We start from the raw sequence: 17,172 nt of genomic DNA, 5'->3' as shown, positions 1-17,172 counted from the left end.
TCAAGCGCCTCCCGGGATCCGGGGTTACCGTGAGCACATGAGCGAGACGATCACCCGTGACGCGTTCGTGCCCGAGGCCGGCGGCGTCACCATGTTCACGACCACCTGGTGCGGCTACTGCGCCCGGCTGAAGAACCAGATGACCAAGGCGGGCGTGCCCTTCCGCGAGGTCGACATCGAGACCACCCCCGGGACGGCCGAACTCGTCGCCGAGGTCAACGGCGGCAACCAGACCGTGCCGACGCTGGTCTTCCCGGACGGCAGCACGGCGACGAACCCGTCCCTGGCCGAGGTGCAGTCCCGCGTCTGACCCGCTGCGCCGCGGCGCCCGCGACCCCGGCGGCCCCGGCGGCCCCGGCGGCCCCGGCGCCAGCCGGACCCGCACAACAGGAACCCGCTCGAACCACGGTCTCCCATGGTTCGAGCGGGTTCCTGTTGTGCGCAGCCGAACGGCGCCAGCCGGGCGCCCGCGCCAGCGCCAGCGCCAGCGCACGCGCCCGCGCCGCGCCGCGCGCTACCGCGACAGCGCGTCGAGCAGCAGCGCCGCCATCGCGTCGAGCTGGATGTCGCCGGAGTCGACGACCTCTTCGTCCGAGCCGTCGAGCGCGCGTGCGGCCAGCCCGGCCTTCGAGTCGATGAGCTCCGCGATCTTGGTGTCGATCGTCTGCGCGGCGATGATGCGCCACGCGGTGACGGGCTCCTCCTGACCGATGCGGTGCACGCGGTCGATCGCCTGCGTCTGCTCGGCGCTCGTCCACGACAGTTCGGCGAGGACGACGTTGGAGGCGACCTGCAGGTTCAGGCCGACGCCGGCCGCGGTCAGCGAGCAGACGATGACGGCGACGTCCGGGTCGTTCACGAACGAGTCGATCTCGGCCGTGCGCTGCGCCGGGGTCTGGTCGCCACGGATCGTCGCGGTGCGCAGGTGCCGGCGGGCGAAGACCTCTTCCGCCTGGTCCATCACGTCGAGGTGCTTCGCGAAGAACACGACCTTGCCGACGTTCGAGGCGAGCTGCGCCGCGTAGTCCGCCGCGAGCTGCGCCTTGGCACGGCCGATGCGACGCACCATCGAGAACACGTTCTCGCCGGTGGACGAGGCGTCCTGGTCCTCGAGCTCCCAGCGGGCGACCTGGCGGACGAGCTTCTCGTCGATGCCCTCGACCGGCGCCTGGCCGGTGCGGGCGGCGAGCGCCTGGTGGTAGCGCTTGACGAGCTTCGCGGTGAGCTCGCGCTCGGCGTCGCGGATGGAGCGGCCCTCGTCGCCGTCGAGCTCGACCGGGATGTCGGCGATCCGACGTGCCGGGATGTCCGCGGCCACGTCGACCTTGCGGCGTCGGACGATGCCGAGGTCGATCACGGCCTTCCGCGCCTCGCTGAAGAAGCCCTGGTCGGCCGGGGTCAGCCCGATCTCCTCGAGCTCGTTCATGAGCTGCGCGCGGGGCTTCTTGTCGTCGATCCAGCCGAGGAACTCCCAGATCGTGCGGAAGTCCTCGACCGAGTTGATGAGCGGCGTACCGGTCAGTGCCATGAGCAGCGGGTTCGCGGTGCGCTCGCGGATCTTCTCGGCGAGCTGCAGCACGAACTTCGACCGCTGCGAGTCCTTGTTCTTGATGAAGTGCGCCTCGTCGACGACCATGCCCTTGAACCCGAAGGACCCGAGCCAGCCGACGTGCCGGTCCAGGATCTCGTAGTTCACGATGATGATGTCGGCGAACCCGTCGAGGTCCTGGCCGTCGCCGTGGATGACCGTGGCGCGGTGGTTCGGGACCCAGCGCTCGGCCTCACGGGCCCAGTTCGTCTTGACGACGTTCGGCACGACGACGAGCAGCGGGAAGGCCTTGGCAGCATCGGCGGCGATCAGCGACTGCGCGGTCTTGCCGAGGCCCGGCTCGTCGGCGAGCAGGAAGGTGCGGTGCCCCCGCGCTGCCGAGGTGACGAGTTCCGCCTGGTGCTTCATCAGCGAGGCACCGGCCGGGGTCTGCAGCGTCGTCGGCTCGGGCAGCGGCATCGAGGCCGCTCCCCCGCCGGCGCCGTACTCGAACGACTTGAAGAGCGGACCGAAGAGCTCCCAGTTCGCCAGGCGCCGCGGGTGCGCGACGGGCTGGTCGGCGAGCGCGAAGTCCGGCGGCAGGAACGGGTTGGCGAGCTGACGACGCACGACCGACTGCGGCACGACGGACCGCTCGGGGGCTTCGACCGCGGCGGTGGGCTCGGCCGCGATGACCAGGTCCTCCGGCTGCAGTTCGAGACCGGCGTCGATCATCATGTCGCGCTTCACGGTGCGGGTCGCCTCGGAGACCTGCGCCTCTTCGGTGAGGAGCTGGATGACGCTGGTGTCCCGCGCCGCGGTCTTCGCGAGGATCGTCGCGACACCGTCCAGGCGCTTCAGCTGCTCTGCACGCTGCGAGTCCGTGAGCGTGGCGTCCGCCTTGACGCGGGCACGCTCCTCGCGCATGAGCAGGGCGACCGCCTGGAACTTCGTGCGGTTCGTCGCCTTGAGGGGGCCGCGCTGTGCTGCGGCTTCGACCTCACGAACGGCGCGGGCGAGGACGGGGATGAGGCCGTCGTTGTCGAGCGGCCGGGTCCGGCGCGCAGCCGTCCGCGTGCCACCGGCAGCGCGACGGGTACCTGATCGAGCCAAGGCTCCTCCTGTTCCGCCCTCGTCGGGGCGAGCCACCCGGTACGGGCGGAAGTCGTGTGGTGCGGCTGCCCCGTGTCGTGGCCGTCGCACCGGTGTCCACCACGGGCCGCCGTGGCCCGCAGCACGCCGGATCGATCCGACAGGCCGCATCGCGGGCCCAGGTGCGGGCCGGTGGTCGATGTGACGGTCTGCGCGGGAGTCCGGCGGCGTCTCACGCACGCCCCCATCCCGGAGGAGGTCCCCCGGAGAACGTCCTGGAGGTCTGACCTGCCAGGCGACGCGGCTGCGGCCCGCACCGGCCAGCGACCGGTCGTCGCGGCAGGGATCGCCGCGACATGCGAGCACGCCGTGCGTGCGCGGTCAGTTTACTCCCCAGCCCCCGACGGAGGCGACTCTCCACACCCCGCGCGTGGCGGGCCTCCCGGCCGGGACACGGCGCGACCGGCACGACGGCGGCGCGGACCGTGACGGACGTGCGTGCGGACCGCGTCAGACGTGCGGTGCGGACCGCGTCAGACGCGCGGTGCGGACCGCGTCAGACGCGCGGTGCGGACCGCGGCCGGCCGGCACCGGAGGGGAGGCCCGGGGCCGGTTCCGCCAGGGCGGCTCGCGTCGCCGCGAGCAGCTGTTCCGCCGTCGCGATCCCGTTCGCCGACCCGGTGGTCGCCTGCCCACCCGCGTGCGCGAGGAGCTGCGCGCCGATCGCCGGACCGAGACGCTCGGCCTCCTGCGGGTTCCGGGCTGCCCAGTCGCGCGCGACCGCGTCTGCGAGGCGCTCGGCGGCGGCCCCGCGGTCGACGTCGCCACGGGAGCGGTGCCACAGCCCGGTCACGACGAGGTGCGCGACGACCGCACCGACGTCGCGAACCGGGTGGCCCCACCCGGCGGTGTCGATGTCGAGCAGACCCGAGATGCGCCACGGCTCGTCTTCGTCGACGAACACCTGCTCGAGGTGCAGGTCGCCGTGCACCACCTGCTTCTGTGCCGCGTTCCAGCCGATCGACCGACGTCCGATCGCGTCGTACAGGCGGTCGATCTCCTCGGCGTCGCCGGGCAGCGCGGTCGTCAGGGTCCGGCGGTGCCAGTCCGCGTGGTCCATCGCGTCGGCCCGAGCCTGCTGCGTCATCGGCACCGCGGCGATGCGACCGGTGAGTGCCGCCAGCGACGCCACGAAGCGCGGGTCGTCGGCGATCTCGGTGATCCGGCTGCCGGCCGGCACGCCCCGGACGAGTTCGAGGACGAGCAGCCCGTCCCCACGGCTCGACAGCACGCGGGGCACCGGCAGACCGGCCGCGGCGAACTGCTCGTGCGTCCGGACGATCGGGGCGACCCGGTGCGGGCGGACGATCTTGATGAAGAGGGTGCGCTCCGGCGCGTCGACACGGACCACGGCGCGCTTGCCGGGTCGGTACGCGGCCACCGTCAGGGTCGGGTCCGTCACCGGCATGCCGAGGGTGGTCAGCAGCTCCGCGACGGCGTCCCGGTACGTCACCTGCGGCAGGACCGGGAGGCCCGGGTCGTTCGGGTAGGCCCACACCGACACCGGCTCCCCCGACGCGGGGTCGGTGACGATGGCGCTGTTCTGGTCGTGGGTGCCGCCCGTGTCGACGTACGTCAGGACCGTGGCGCGCTGGCCGTTCCGGTCGACGGTGTCCACCTCGTAGCCGTAGAGGTAGCCGTTGCCCGACGGTTCGACCGAGTGCGCGCGGGCAGCGACGACGCTCGTCCCCGACCCGGCGAAGGCCTCGGGGATGACGCGCTCATGGTTCGGCCACACGGCGACAGTCAACCGTGTGTGCGCGGATTCGTGGCGTAGTCGGTCGGCTCGGCGTGCGGGTCCTGGCTAGCGTGGAGGGGTGAACCCGGTCAGGCGCCTCCGCAGCTCCAGCCGCACCCCCTTCCTGCAGGTCGTGAAGACCGCGGTGGCGGTGGTCGCGGCGGTGCTGCTGTGCGAGCTGCTGATCCGGGGACCGTTCCCGACGTTCGCCGCGATCGCCGCCCTGCTCGTCGTGCAGCCGAGCATCAACCAGTCGTTCGTGAAGGGCCTGGAGCGCAGTGCCGGGGTCCTGCTCGGCGTGGTCCTGGCGACCGGGGTGCACCTGCTGCTCGGTGACGCGGTGTGGATCGTGCTGCTCGTCGTCGTTCTGGCGATCCTGCTCGCCTGGGCCCTGCGCCTCACGCCCACCTCGGCCACCCAGGTCGGCATCAGCGGGATGCTCGTGCTCACCGCCGGGGTCGTCACGCCGAACTACTCGGCCGACCGGATCCTCGAGACCGTGATCGGAGCCGTCGTCGCCCTCGTCGTGAACGCCGTCATCGTGCCGCCGGTGCTGCTCGAACCGGCACACCTGGCCGTCGCCCGCCTGGCACGCGACACCGCGGCGGCGTTCGAGCGCATCGCCGTCGGACTCACCGAGGGGTGGGACCACGAGCAGTGGCACGCGGCGCTGCTGCAGGCCCGGGCGCTCCGCCAGCAGCACGCCCGGACGGAGGCAGCACTCACCTCGGCCCGGGACTCGCTCGCCATGAACCCCCGCGGCGGACGGCACCGGACGATCCTCGAGCGGGACGTCGCCGTCGCCGAACACCTGCGCGTCCTCGTCACCCGCGTCACCGGCATGACCCGCGCCGTCCGGGACAACACGGCGCCGGACCTCCGGGACGACCCGATGGTCGGCCGGATCGCCACCGAGGTCGCCCGGATCGGCTCGGACGTCCGCCGCCTCGGGGCCCAGGTCGAGTCCACACGGTTGACGCCGGGTGAGCTCGCCGAGGGTCCGGAGGAGACCGCGGTCGAGCACGCGCTGACGGCGCCGCTCGCGGTCGTCCGGCCGAACTCGCGGCACTGGGTGCTCATCGGGGCGCTGCTCGAGGACGTCCGACGCGTACGCGAGGAACTGCTCGGCGAGGACGACTGAGCGGTCCGAGCCGCGGAACGGGCCAGCAGACCGGTTCGACGGTTCAGTGGACCGGTTCGTCCATGCCACACGCTGCCTGGCGTGCCGTCTCGAGGACGTCCGCCCACACCCCGGCGGCCGGCCAGGACGGGTCGGAGCCGGCCACGTCGAGGTCGGCGAACCGGCGGATCTCGGCGACCACCGCCTCCCGGCCGGCGGCACGCGCAGCGCGCCCCGCTGCGTCCGGCACGGCGGTGTGCAGGTCGGCGACGACGCGGTCGCGATGTGGTCCGTCGAGCGAGCCGAGGCCGACGACGCCCTTCCAGGCGGAGTCGAGTTCGGCGCGCAAGCGGACGATCTCCGGATGGTCCGGGTCGTGCATGGTGCCCCCAAGTACAGGACGGTCTGTCGGGTACAGCGTCCGGGCCGGAGCATAGCAACGCGATGCGATCGGCCAGTACCGACGGGTCTCGACCTGTCCACAGGGCGCAGCCGGAGCCCAGATCTGCTGTGACGGTGTTCAGGCCTCGCGGGTACCGATCCGCCCGCCGGAGCCGGTTCGGTGCCACGATGGGTCGCAGGAGGTCCAGATGCGCTTGTTGGTGGTCGAGGACGATGACGAGATGCGCGCGCTCATGGAGCGCGGGCTCGCGGCAGAGGGGTACCGCGTCACCGCGGTCGAGAACGGCGTCGAGGCGCTGATCGCCCTCGGTGAGCAGGCGTACGACATCGCCGTGGTCGACGTGATGATGCCCGGCATGTCCGGGTTCGAACTCGCACGACGTGTCCGCGAGCGAGAGGACCCGGTCCGGATCCTGCTCGTCACCGCACGCGACGCCGTCGACGACCGGGTCTTCGGGCTCGACGCCGGCGCCGACGACTACCTCACCAAGCCGTTCGCGTTCGCCGAACTGACCGCCCGGCTCCGCGCCCTCGGTCGTCGCGAGCCGGTCGGCGCCCCCCGCACCATCGAGGTCGGCGACGTCTCCATCGACTCCGAAGCCCGCCGCGTGTCCATCAAGGGCCAGCGGGTCGCGATGAGCCCCACCGAGTTCGCGCTGCTCCGGCTGCTCGCCCGCTCGGTCGGCACAGTCGTGGACCGGCCGAAGATCCTCGAAGAGGTCTGGGACGGCTCGCAGCACGTCGACCCGAACGTCGTCGAGCAGTACATCTCGTACCTGCGCAAGAAGCTCGTCGCGCAGGAGGCCACCGTCGCCATCAGCACGGTCCGTGGTCGCGGCTACCGGCTCGACCTGATCGGCGCGTGACGACCGCGTGACGCGGTCGGACGCGGCAGCACCCGCGCGGCCGCCCCGGTGGACCGTGGGCGCGCTGTCGCTGCGACTCCGCATCACCATCGGGTCGACGGTCATCGCGGCCGTCGTCATCGCGCTGCTCGTGCTCGTGATGCGGCTGCAGGTCGTCAGCGTCGTCGCGCGCGCCACCGAGACACTGCTCGACGCCGACACCGACCCGTACGTCGCAACGCTCGAGGTCGACAGCGACCCGAACCTCTCGCCGCCGGGCAACGCCCAGTTCGTCGCCGTGGTCTCGCCGACGGGTGACATCACCCTGTCGTCGATGCCCGGCCGTCTCGAACAGGCACTCGGCAGCCTGCGCACCACCCCCGCCGGCACCTCCGTCATCGACGTGGGCGACTCGGAGTACCGCGTCGTCATCGAGCACCCCGTCAACCAGGCCGGCCGCTGGACCGTGGTCGCCGCCCGCAACTCCCAGGCCGAGGCGATCGTCGTCGACGACCTCACCACGACGCTGTCCGTCACCGGACTGGCGATCCTGGTGGCCTTCGGTGTCGCGTCCTGGGTGCTCGCGACCACCGCGCTGCGTCCCGTCACCCGGATGCGTCGCGAGGCCGAACGACTCTCCGTCGCCCCGGAACGCGCCGAGTTGCCGGTCGGCCCTGCCCAGGACGAACTGGCGTCCCTCGCCACGACCCTGAACGCCTTCCTCGCCCGCACCCGCCAGGCCACCGAGCGGGAACGGCAGATGGTGTCCGACGCCAGCCACGAGCTGCGCACCCCGCTCGCGATCCTCACCACCCAGCTCGACCTGGCCTCGCTCGACGGGGACGACGCCCAGGCCCTCGCCGCCCACATCGAGCGGGCGAAGACCAGCGTCGCCCGGCTCTCGAGGCTCGCCAACGACCTGCTCACCCTGTCCCGCATCGAGGAGTCGGAACGCCGATCGGCCGACGGTGCCACGGAGACGGCCACCGCGTGGTCGGACCTCGGCGACGAGGTGATGGCCGCCGTCGACCGCGTCCGGCTCATCGCGAGCGCCAAGGACGTCACCGTCGACTTCGAGCTCGACCCACCCGTCGCGGTCGGCGGCTCGGGCCCGGGCATCGGCGGCGGCACGGTGGAACCGCAGTACCGGCTCGACACCGGCGGGATGGCACAACTCGTCACGAACACCGCCGGCAACGCCGTCGCCGCGCTCCCCCGCGGCGGCAGCGTCGTCGTCACCTGGCGGACCACCCCCGGCGAGGGCGTCCTGCAGATCACCGACGACGGCCCCGGTGTCCCCGAGTCGTTCGTCCCCGTCGCGTTCGACCGCTTCACCCGGCCGGACGAGGCCCGCACGTCCCGTCGCGACCCGGACGCCGCCCCCGGCATCCCGATGCCCGGCGGCTCCGGCCTCGGACTGGCGATCGTCCGGGCCGTCGCCGAACGGGCGGGAGGCTCGGCCACCCTCCGCAACCTCCCCACCGGCGGCCTCGAGGTCACCATCCGTGTCCCGGAGGTGCGGACCGCACCGAGCCCGGCACGCTGACACGCCTCGGCGAACCGGGTCGCTGGGCACCGGGTCACTGGGCGGCTGGTCGCTGGAAGGCTGGTCGCTGGACGGCTGGTCACTGGAAGGCTGGTCACTGGAAGTCCCTGGACCGGGTCCGGACCGCGAGGGGCAGGTGCTCGATCCGGTCCGCCACCAGGTTCACCACGCCGTCCGGTGAGCGTTCGAGGATCCCCCGCACGACGACCGCCGGCGACTCACGCGCCACTCGCCGGTACTTCCCCCAGACGCCGACGCTGCAGATGACGTTCACCAGTCCGGACTCGTCCTCGACGTTGAGGAAGGTGATCCCCGACGCCGTCGCCGGACGCTGCCGGTGTGTGACGATGCCGCCGACCTCGACCCGTCGGCCGGTCTCCGCCGTCCGGGTGTCCTCGACGCTGAGCACCCCGCGGTCCGACAGCCCCGGCCGGAGGTGTCCCATCGGGTGGTCATCGGTCGACATCCCCGTCGACCACATGTCCGCGATGAGGACGTCCCCACTCGTCATCTGCCCGAACAACGGCGGCTGCACGACGACCTGGGTGTCCGGCAGCTGGTCGGCCCGCTCCGCCGCAGCCTGCGCCGCGGACCACATGCCGGCACGACGGTCGATGCCCAGGGACTCGAACGCGTCGGCGGCGGCGAGGGCCTCGAGCTGCGCCGTCGTCAGACCGACCCGACGTGCCAGGTCGGACATGTCGGTGAAGGGGCCGTTCGCCCGCCGTTCGGCCACGATGCGCTCGGCACTGCGTCGGCCGAGCGAGGCGACCTCGGCCAGCCCGAGCCGCACGGCGAACGCGCCGTCCCGACGGTGGGCGGCGGTGTCGTCCGCGGCGTCCCGGTCGAAGGGCAGCACCGGCGGCTGCTCCGTCGCCAGGCACGCGTCCCCCAGCCCGCCGGGAGCATGGCCGGCAGAGCCGCCGGGAGCATGACCGGCAGGGCCGCCGGGCCGGTCCTGGTCCTCGAAGGGTTCGAGGCTGGCGTCGACCTCGGACCGCAGGATGTCCGGCCGCAGCACACTGACGCCGTGTCGCCGGGCATCGGCGACGAGGGTCTGGGGTGAGTAGAAGCCCATCGGCTGCGCCCGGAGCAGTGCCGCCAGGAAGGCTCCCGGGTAGTGCAGGCGCATCCACGCACTGGCGTAGACGATGAGCGCGAAGCTGATCGAGTGGCTCTCCGCGAAGCCGAAGTTCGCGAACGCCTGGATCTTGGCGTAGATGGTGTCGGCGTCCTCGCCGTGGATGCCGTTCTCCGCCATCCCCCGGTAGAGCTTGTCCCGCAGCCGGTCGATCTTCTCGAGGCCGCGCTTGGACCCCATCGCCCGGCGGAGCAGGTCGGCGTCGTCGCCGGAACAGTTCCCGACGGCGATCGCCATCTGCATGAGCTGCTCCTGGAACAGCGGCACCCCGAGCGTCCGTTCCAGCACCGGTTCGAGTGCCGGGTGCAGGTACGTCACCGGTTCCTCGCCGGTCCGACGCCGGATGTACGGGTGGACCGCGCCGCCCTGGATCGGCCCGGGACGGACCAGGGCGACCTCGATGACCAGGTCGTAGAAGCGTCGGGGCAGCAGCCGCGGCAGTGTGCCCATCTGGGCGCGGGACTCCACCTGGAACACCCCGATGGTGTCCGCACGGCAGAGCTGGTCGTAGACGCCCTGCTCTTCCTTCGGGATGGAGTGCATGTCCCACCGCTCCCCGCAGTGGTCCGCCGCCAGGTCGAACGAGTACTGCAGTGCGGCGAGCATGCCGAGCCCGAGCATGTCGAACTTCACGAGCCCCATGTAGGCGCAGTCGTCCTTGTCCCACTGCAGCACGGTCCGGCCGTCCATCCGGGCGTGCTCGATCGGCACGACCTCGCCCACGGGCCGGTCGGTCAGGACCATGCCGCCCGAGTGGATGCCGAGGTGCCGCGGGAACCCGAGCACCTGTTGGGCCAGGTCGACCACGGGCTGCGGGATGTCGTGGTCCTGGCTCTCGGTGACCGAGCCCCACCGCTCGACCTGCTTCGACCAGGCGTCCTGCTGCCCGGGGCTGTGGCCGAGTGCCTTCGCCATGTCCCGCACGGCACCCTTCGGCCGGTAGGTGATGACGTTGGCGACCTGTGCGGCGTTGAACCGGCCGTACTTGTCGTAGACGTACTGGATCACCTCTTCACGCCGATCGGAGTCGAAGTCCACGTCGATGTCGGGTTCCTCGTCGCGCATCGACGACAGGAACCGTTCGAACGGCAGGCCGTACCGGATCGAGTCGACGGCGGTGATCTCGAGCAGGAAGCAGACCGCCGAGTTCGCCGCCGACCCGCGCCCCTGGCAGAGGATCCCCCGGCTGCGGGCGAACTGCACCATGTCGCGGACGATGAGGAAGTACCCGGGGAAGCCCTTGTCCTCGATGACGGACAGTTCGCGTTCGATGCGCTCCCGTTTGTGCGCGTCGACCCCGTCGGCGTCACCCGGGTAGAACCGGCGGGCCCCGCGCCAGGTGAGGTCGCGCAGCCAGCTCATCGGGGTGTGCCCGTCCGGCACGTCGAGGTCGGGCAGACCGGGCTTCGCCGTCCGCAGTGCGAACCCGAGCTCGTCGGCGAGTTCCACGCTCCGCTCGACCGCACCCGGCCACCGTGCGAACCGCCGCGCCATCTCGGCACCGGAGCGCAGGTGCGCGGTGTCGGCGGCGGGCAACCACCCGTCGATCTCGTCGAGACTGCGGCGGGCCCGGACCGCGGCGAGGGCGGTCGCGACCGGGAACCGGTCCGGGGTGGCGTAGTGGACGTTGCCGGTCGCCACGACGGGCAGCGCGTGCCGGTCGGCCAGGAGGGCGAGGACGTCGTTCCGGGCGCTGTCGAGCGGGTCGCCGTGGTCCGACAGCTCGACCACCACGTTGCCGGTGCCGAACCGGTCCAGCAGCGCGCGGAGGGCCTGCTCGGCCGCGCTCTCACCGCCGCGCTCGAGGGCCTGGCGGACGCTGCCCTTCCGACAGCCGGTGAGCACCCGCCACCGCCCGCCCGAGCGTTCCGCCAGGTCGTCGAGGTCGTACCGCGGCCGACCCTTCTCGGACCCCGCGGCGAGGTGCGCAGCCGTCACCGCGCCGGCCATCCGGTGGTACCCGTCCTGCCCGTCGGCCAGCAGCAGCAGGTGCGAGCCCTCGGGGTCGGGGACGCCGTTCTGCGGCTCGGTGAGCCCGAGCGACAGTTCGGCGCCGTAGACGGTGGTGATGCTCGGGTACGTCTCGGCGACCTCGGCCATCCGGGCTGCCCCGTAGAAGCCGTCGTGGTCGGTGATCGCCAGTCCGTGCAGGCCCAGGCGTGCTGCCTCTTCCAGCAGGTGCTCCGGCGGGCTCGCGCCGTCCAGGAAGCTGAAGGTCGAGTGCGCGTGGAGTTCGGCGTACGGGACGGCCGTCGGTGCGTCCGGCGTCGCGAGGTCCGTCGGCCGGTACGGCGCGCGCTTCCGTGACCAGGCCGGGCTGTCACCGCCGTCGCCCTCGGGGGTCGTGCCGGGGCTGCGCTTGTCCGAGAGGGCGCGCTCGAACTGCGACCACGGGATCGGCGGGTTGTTGTACCCCATCAGGAACCGTCCTTCACGTCGCGATCGCCTCTGCCCACCAGCGGTGGTCGGCGAGGACCAGGTACCAGGCCCGCCCGTCGTCGTCCACGAGCTGCAGCCGGTGCAGTCGTCGTCCGCCTGACTCCCACCAGCGCACGACGAGCGGCCAGGGACCGGCCCAGGCCGTGACGGCGGAGAACCGCCCCCCGCGGTCACCGTCGGAGCGGAACCGTTCGGGTTCGCCGGTCAGGGTGCCGCGGTCGTCGACGTCCACGGACCCGCCGTCCGCCGCCACGACGTCCACCGGGCGGGGTCGTTCGAGGACCGTCGCCGGTGGCGGACCCGGCAGCTTGCCGGGCCACGGGCGGTCCCGCACCACGGCCAGCGCGCGCTCGCCACCGGCCGGGGCGTCGCCCCACGGCACGAGCACGATGCGTTCGGCCAGGGTGCGACCACCGCCGATGCGGGGCGTGACGACCCCGTCGTGTCCGACCATGCCCTGCACGCGGGCCAACCCGTGGTGGACCCGTTCGTCCGGTCCGGAGCCCCAGAGCCCGCGCTCGTGGTTCGCCAGGTCGTCCACCGCGACCGGTTCGAGCACGACCGTGGTCACCGGCGCCTCGAGCCCGGTGGGGTCGACCCCGCCCGCGAGCTGCCAGCGCACCCGGTCCACCACGTCGGCGGCGTCGAACCACCGCGGGTGTGCCCAGACCCGTTCGAGCAGGACGTCCCGCTCGTCGACGATGCCCACGCGGATGGTCGTCGCCACGAGCCCCGCCGCCCGGAGCTTCGCCGCGAACTCGTCGGCGGAACGGCGGAAGGCGAACGCGATCTGGTCGGCACGGTCGAGGGGCGGCTCGAAGGACGCCTGGACCTCGAGGTCGGGCGGGACGTCCCGCGCGGAGACCTCACGCGGATCACGGCCGCCGGCGAGCCGGTGCAGGAACGCCCCGGGCACGCCGAAGCGGTCGCGCACCTGTTCGTCGGTGAGCGCGGCGAAGTCGCCGAGCGTGGTCAGGCCGAGGCGCCCGAGCACCATCGCCAGGTCGGGGTCGCCGAGCACACCGAGCGGCAGCGGGGCGAGGAACGAGCCCGATCCGCCGACCGGCACCATCCGGACGCGCTCCCCCGGGCGGGTCGGCCGTGCCCGGGCTGCCTGCTCCGCCGCGAACGGGGTGTCCGCCACACCGGCTCGCACACCGGGGGCCCCGTGGTCGGCGGCGATGCCGGCCAGGATGGTCGCCGCTGCCCGCTCACCACCGTGGTAGCGCGCCGGTCCGCGGGCACGGAGCGCGATCGTCCCGGGGCGCAGGACCTCGACCCCGGGTGCTGCGGCCTCGATCGCGCGGATGACCGGTTCGAAGGCCCGGTGGTCGAGGGCGTCGTCGTAGGGCTGCGTGACGAGGTCGGTGCAGCGCGCCTGCGCTTCGCGGACCCGCAGACCACGCACCACCCCGACCTGGCGTGCCGAGGCGGAGCTCGCGAAGACCAGGCCCTTCGCGATCAGGGCGAACGGCCGCTCCGGCGGTGCACCGGCGGCCCGGGCAGCCGCGATGACGGGCCAGTCCGGGCACCAGAGCACGATCGTCCGGGTCGGCGGGGGTTCGGGGAGACCGGCACCGCGGCTGAGCGCATCGGCCCGGACGGCCTCCGAGCCGGGCAGCCCCACCCCGGGCAGCCCGGCTCGGGACCCTCCGGCACCCGGCAGCACGGCACCGCCACGCGGTCCGGCGGCCAACGCCCGGCGTCCGCGGGGGCTCACGAGGCCACCGCCACGGGACGCAGGACCCGTGCACCGGCCGAGGCCGCCACCGGGACCGCCGCGCGGACCGAACCGTCCGCCGCGGGCAGCAGCAGCTCCGTGCTCGTCGGCCGGACGGCTCCGGCACGACCGGATGCCGTGACGGTCACCCGCCGTTCGGTGAGGTAGCCGTGCCCCTGGCCGATGCCGCTCCAGTGCGACTCGGTGACGCGCAGCGTGACGTCCGCACCGGGCCAGGACCCGAGCGCGACGAGGGCGGCCCCGCGCTGTCGCAGTCGAGCGGAGAGCCGGGCGACGTCACCGGGCACCACCCGGCCGAGCGGCCGGGTGAGGACGATCTGGGCGACGTCGGCGAGGGCCGCGGTGACCGCCAGCCACTGGTCGCCCGGGTCCGGCACCAGGACGAGTCGGTCCAGGTCGATGCCGGCCGCCGCTGCGGCTTCGACACCGAAGGACGGCACCCCGACCACGGCGCACCAGGCTCCGGCCGCGGAGGCCGCCTGCAGCATGGTCTGGGCGAGCAGCACCGACTCCGGCACGGAGTACGTGCCCCCGGCACGGATGGCACCGCCCGGCAACAGCGGCGCGAGGGCGTCCGCCGTGGGCAGTCCCTCGGTGTCCACACGGGTCGCTTCCATGTCGGCGACCCGGGACCGCAGCGAGGTGATCCGGTCGAGCGCCGCCCGAGCTGCACTGACGTGGTCGGAAGCACGCACACCCGCAGCACCAGCACCAGCACCAGCACCAGCACCAGCACGCACACCAACACCGTCCCGAGCAGCACCGTTCCGCCCGATGTGCTCCAGGTCCCCGCGTCCGCGGTCGCCTCGCTCATCGGGCGACCGGAGTGCCGCCGCCGTCTGCATGCCCTCATATTCGAACATGTGTTCGATCATGTCAACCGGCACCGACATCCGGTGGACAACCGGTCGAACACCCGTTCGACTGGTCAGGAGGGTCTGATTACCAGTGCGCCGCGGCCCCGACCCCGCCGAGCACCGACCGGGTCTTCGCCTCGACCTCGTCTGCCTCGTCCGCCGCGGTGGAGGACCACGTCACCGCACCACCGGCGCCGAGCGACCGACTCCGCACGCTGCCGTCGGGCCGGAGGACCGTCACCAGTGTCCGGATCCCCACCGACAGATCGACCGCCCCACTCGCCGAGAAGTACCCGATCACCCCCGAGTAGACCCCGCGTGGCGCGCCCTCCAGGCGGTCCGCGATCGCCGTCGCGCTGCGCTTCGGTGCGCCGGTCATCGACCCCGGCGGGAACGCGGCCCGCACCACCAGGGCGCGTCGGGCCCCCGCCGGCAGCACCCCGGCGACCGTCGACACCAGCTGGTGCACGCTGGCGTACGACTCGACCTCGCAGAGCCGCCCCACGTGCACCGTGCCCGGGCGCGCCGTCCGCAGCAGGTCGTTGCGCAGCAGGTCGACGATCATCACGTTCTCGGCGCGGTCCTTCGCGCTGCCGGCGAGCTCCGCGCGTGTCGCCGCGTCCGTCGCCGGGTCCGGGTGGCGGGGACGGGTGCCCTTGATCGGTTCGGCGAGCACGCCGCCGTCCGCGTCGATCCGCAGGAACCGTTCCGGCGAGCGGCTGGCGATCCGCAGGTCCCCCCAGCGCAGGTACGCGCCGAACGGCACCGGGTCCCCCGCGCGCACGCGTCGGTACTCAGCCAGGTACCGGTCGTCGTCGCGGCTCGGCGGCGCAGACGGCCCAGCCGACTCGGGGTCGGGCACCGCGAAGGCGGTCGTGAGGCACACCTGGAACGCGTTGCCCTCGCGGATCTCGTGTCGGCACGCGTCCACGGCGAGTTCGTAAGCGGCGCGGCGGACGCGCCCACGGGCCTCCCGGACGCGGCCGTCGGCCACCGGGACAGCGCTGGCCGCTGGGACACGCCCGACCACGACCACGTCGTCGGTCGCGCCGCCGGCCGGGAGGCCCGGGGGCACCACCGGCACGTCGTCCCGCGTCGTCGACACGAGCACCTCCGCGAGCCACGCGCGGTTCGCTCGCGAAGCCGTCGGCGCGTCGTCGTCCACCATCGCGACCGCCCAGGCGGGACCGTCCGCGTGGACGAGGACCGCCCGGTCGACGAACCGGAGGTCGGCGTCGGCGTGTCCGTCCGCGGTCCGGTCGGGTCCGTCGACCTCGCGGCCGAGTTCGTAGCCGAGGAACCCCACCCAGCCGAGGGCGAACGCGCACCCCGGCACGGGCTCGTCGAGCGTCGGCATGGCGTGCAGCAGCTCGTCGAGGACGGCGAAGGCCGGGCGGTCCTCGGTCCGGCTCGGTCCGAACCACCGGACGGCCGATTCGGACACCGTGACGTGGGCGATCCGGTCCTGGTGCCGGAGTCGTGCGGCGAAGGGGCCGTCCGACACCGCCAGGACCGACCAGGCCGCACGGCGTGACGCTGCCGGGGGTGCGCCGGCCGGCAGCGCCGAGTCGAGCCAGACGAGGTCCCCGGCGCTGCCCGCGGCCAGCTCCCCGAGGTCGGGGACGTCGGCGAGGCGCTGGACGACGATCCGCGGCGAGCCCACGGGACGGTCCGGCGTGGCGCTCAGACTGCCGAGATCGTCCATGTGGCGGCGTGTGCGGCGCCGGGCTCGAGCACGACGAGGCCGGCGTCGACGTCACCGGCGAAGGCGTCGGCGTTGAAGGCGTTCGGGGCACACGTCATCGGCTCGACGGCCAGTCCGGAGCGGTGGTACTCGGGGACGACGTGGTCGGCGGTGTGCACCTGGGCCCACCCGCAGTCGGTGCCGAAGGCGACCCGGACGCCGTGCCCGTCGGCCGCGGCCACGGTGATGGCGGCGATGCCGTCGGCGTCGCGGTCGAAGCCGGTGAAGGCGTGGTCGATGAAGCGACTGCCGATGGCCGTCGGCTGGCGGAGGTCGAACTCGTCGTGCACGGGCACCAGCTCGGTCGGGATGAGCCGGTCCTCGGTGACCTCGAGCACCTCGGCTGCAGGGAGCGTCAGCGTCCAGTCGTCGACCGTGCCGGCGCCGGCGACCAGGTACGGGTGCGGGCCGGTCCCCCACGGAGCACGGTCGTCCCCGGTGTTGGTGCCGGTGATGGTGGTGTGCAGGCCGTCGGCGTCCAGGCGGTACTCGACCCGGACTTCGACACGGGCGGGGTAGCCCTCCTGCGGCTGCACGGTGGTCGCGAGGACGACCCGGTCGGCGTCCTGTTCGAGCACGGCGAAGTCGGTCCAGGCCACGAGCCCGTGCAGGGCGTGCGACCGCTTCGGCTCGGTCAGCGCCAGCTCCTGCTCGACCCCGTCGAAGGTGTACCGGCCGTCGACGACGCGGTTCGGCCACGGTGCGAGGACGGCCCCGCGGAAGACCGGGCGGACCTCGTCGGCGTCGAACGTGGTGACGAGGTCTCGGCCGTCGTGCCGCAGTGCCCGCAGGGTGGCTCCGACGCTCGCGATGTCGGCGGTGTACCCGCCGGCGGCGATGGACGTCTGGGTTCCGGACCGGGGTGCAGCGCTGCTCATGCGCTCAGCGTATCGGCACCGCGGTGTCGAGCCCCGAGTCG

At 73.2% G+C, this 17,172-nt stretch carries 12 protein-coding genes; 4 read left to right on the top strand and 8 right to left on the bottom strand.

Annotated features, from left to right (window positions below; all coding sequences use genetic code 11):
• Positions 1-37: 37 nt before the first annotated feature.
• Complete coding sequence (locus tag DEI97_RS05560) at positions 38-310, top strand: mycoredoxin (protein WP_111076225.1); 273 nt, start codon at positions 38-40, stop codon at positions 308-310.
• Positions 311-514: 204 nt separating this feature from the next.
• On the opposite strand, the gene DEI97_RS05555 is transcribed toward DEI97_RS05560, so the two are convergent.
• Both DEI97_RS05555 and DEI97_RS05550 read right to left on the bottom strand, forming a co-directional pair.
• Entirely contained in the window at positions 515-2,641 is a 2,127-nt protein-coding gene (locus tag DEI97_RS05555; protein ID WP_111076224.1) for a DEAD/DEAH box helicase, read from the bottom strand.
• Positions 2,642-3,176: 535 nt separating this feature from the next.
• On the bottom strand, positions 3,177-4,418 hold the full coding sequence (locus DEI97_RS05550; protein WP_111076223.1) for an aminoglycoside phosphotransferase family protein: 1,242 nt from the start codon (positions 4,416-4,418) through the stop codon (positions 3,177-3,179).
• Between the two features lie 79 nt (positions 4,419-4,497).
• Between DEI97_RS05550 and DEI97_RS05545 the strand changes: the two genes are divergently transcribed.
• On the top strand, positions 4,498-5,559 hold the full coding sequence (locus DEI97_RS05545; protein ID WP_111076222.1) for an FUSC family protein: 1,062 nt from the start codon (positions 4,498-4,500) through the stop codon (positions 5,557-5,559).
• A 43-nt stretch (positions 5,560-5,602) separates the two neighbouring features.
• Here DEI97_RS05545 and DEI97_RS05540 read toward each other — a convergent pair whose 3' ends face one another.
• Complete coding sequence (locus DEI97_RS05540; protein WP_111076221.1) at positions 5,603-5,920, bottom strand: hypothetical protein; 318 nt, start codon at positions 5,918-5,920, stop codon at positions 5,603-5,605.
• 208 nt (positions 5,921-6,128) lie between these two features.
• On the opposite strand from DEI97_RS05540, the gene DEI97_RS05535 reads away from it, so the two are divergent.
• Both DEI97_RS05535 and DEI97_RS05530 read left to right on the top strand, forming a co-directional pair.
• Positions 6,129-6,806, top strand: a complete 678-nt coding sequence (locus tag DEI97_RS05535; protein ID WP_110903965.1) for a response regulator transcription factor — start codon at positions 6,129-6,131, stop codon at positions 6,804-6,806.
• Positions 6,807-6,861: 55 nt separating this feature from the next.
• Positions 6,862-8,331 (top strand): sensor histidine kinase, encoded by a 1,470-nt coding sequence (locus DEI97_RS05530; protein ID WP_258376797.1) that lies wholly within the window; start codon positions 6,862-6,864, stop codon positions 8,329-8,331.
• 94 nt (positions 8,332-8,425) lie between these two features.
• On the opposite strand, the gene DEI97_RS05525 is transcribed toward DEI97_RS05530, so the two are convergent.
• From DEI97_RS05525 to DEI97_RS05505, 5 genes are all read right to left on the bottom strand, one after another.
• Positions 8,426-11,890, bottom strand: coding sequence for an error-prone DNA polymerase (locus DEI97_RS05525; protein ID WP_111076219.1), 3,465 nt, complete (start codon positions 11,888-11,890; stop codon positions 8,426-8,428).
• 13 nt (positions 11,891-11,903) lie between these two features.
• Complete coding sequence (locus DEI97_RS05520) at positions 11,904-13,454, bottom strand: DNA polymerase Y family protein (protein ID WP_258376798.1); 1,551 nt, start codon at positions 13,452-13,454, stop codon at positions 11,904-11,906.
• Positions 13,455-13,627: 173 nt separating this feature from the next.
• Positions 13,628-14,269, bottom strand: a complete 642-nt coding sequence (gene imuA', locus DEI97_RS05515) for a DnaE2-dependent mutagenesis accessory factor ImuA' (protein ID WP_258376796.1) — start codon at positions 14,267-14,269, stop codon at positions 13,628-13,630.
• A 325-nt stretch (positions 14,270-14,594) separates the two neighbouring features.
• Complete coding sequence (locus tag DEI97_RS05510) at positions 14,595-16,214, bottom strand: anthranilate synthase component I family protein (protein ID WP_111076217.1); 1,620 nt, start codon at positions 16,212-16,214, stop codon at positions 14,595-14,597.
• A complete protein-coding gene (locus DEI97_RS05505; protein ID WP_111076216.1) occupies positions 16,193-17,131 on the bottom strand; it encodes an aldose 1-epimerase family protein in 939 nt (312 codons plus the stop codon). Before DEI97_RS05505 ends, DEI97_RS05510 begins: the two co-directional genes overlap by 22 nt.
• Between the last annotated feature and the right edge of the window lie 41 nt (positions 17,132-17,172).

It is taken from the genome of Curtobacterium sp. MCLR17_032 (assembly GCF_003234795.2).
GTDB lineage: Bacteria > Actinomycetota > Actinomycetes > Actinomycetales > Microbacteriaceae > Curtobacterium.
This window is presented reverse-complemented; position numbering and strand designations above follow the sequence as displayed.

Bases quoted from the DNA above. Each gene is read 5' to 3' on its own strand.
- DEI97_RS05560 (WP_111076225.1), top strand. From the start codon at position 38: ATGAGCGAGACGATCACCCGTGACGCGTTCGTGCCCGAGGCCGGCGGC.
- DEI97_RS05540 (WP_111076221.1), bottom strand. From the start codon at position 5,920: ATGCACGACCCGGACCATCCGGAGATCGTCCGCTTGCGCGCCGAACTC.
- DEI97_RS05535 (WP_110903965.1), top strand. From the start codon at position 6,129: ATGCGCTTGTTGGTGGTCGAGGACGATGACGAGATGCGCGCGCTCATG.
- DEI97_RS05525 (WP_111076219.1), bottom strand. From the start codon at position 11,890: ATGGGGTACAACAACCCGCCGATCCCGTGGTCGCAGTTCGAGCGCGCC.
- imuA' (WP_258376796.1), bottom strand. From the start codon at position 14,269: ATGGAAGCGACCCGTGTGGACACCGAGGGACTGCCCACGGCGGACGCC.
- DEI97_RS05510 (WP_111076217.1), bottom strand. From the start codon at position 16,214: ATGGACGATCTCGGCAGTCTGAGCGCCACGCCGGACCGTCCCGTGGGC.
- DEI97_RS05505 (WP_111076216.1), bottom strand. From the start codon at position 17,131: ATGAGCAGCGCTGCACCCCGGTCCGGAACCCAGACGTCCATCGCCGCC.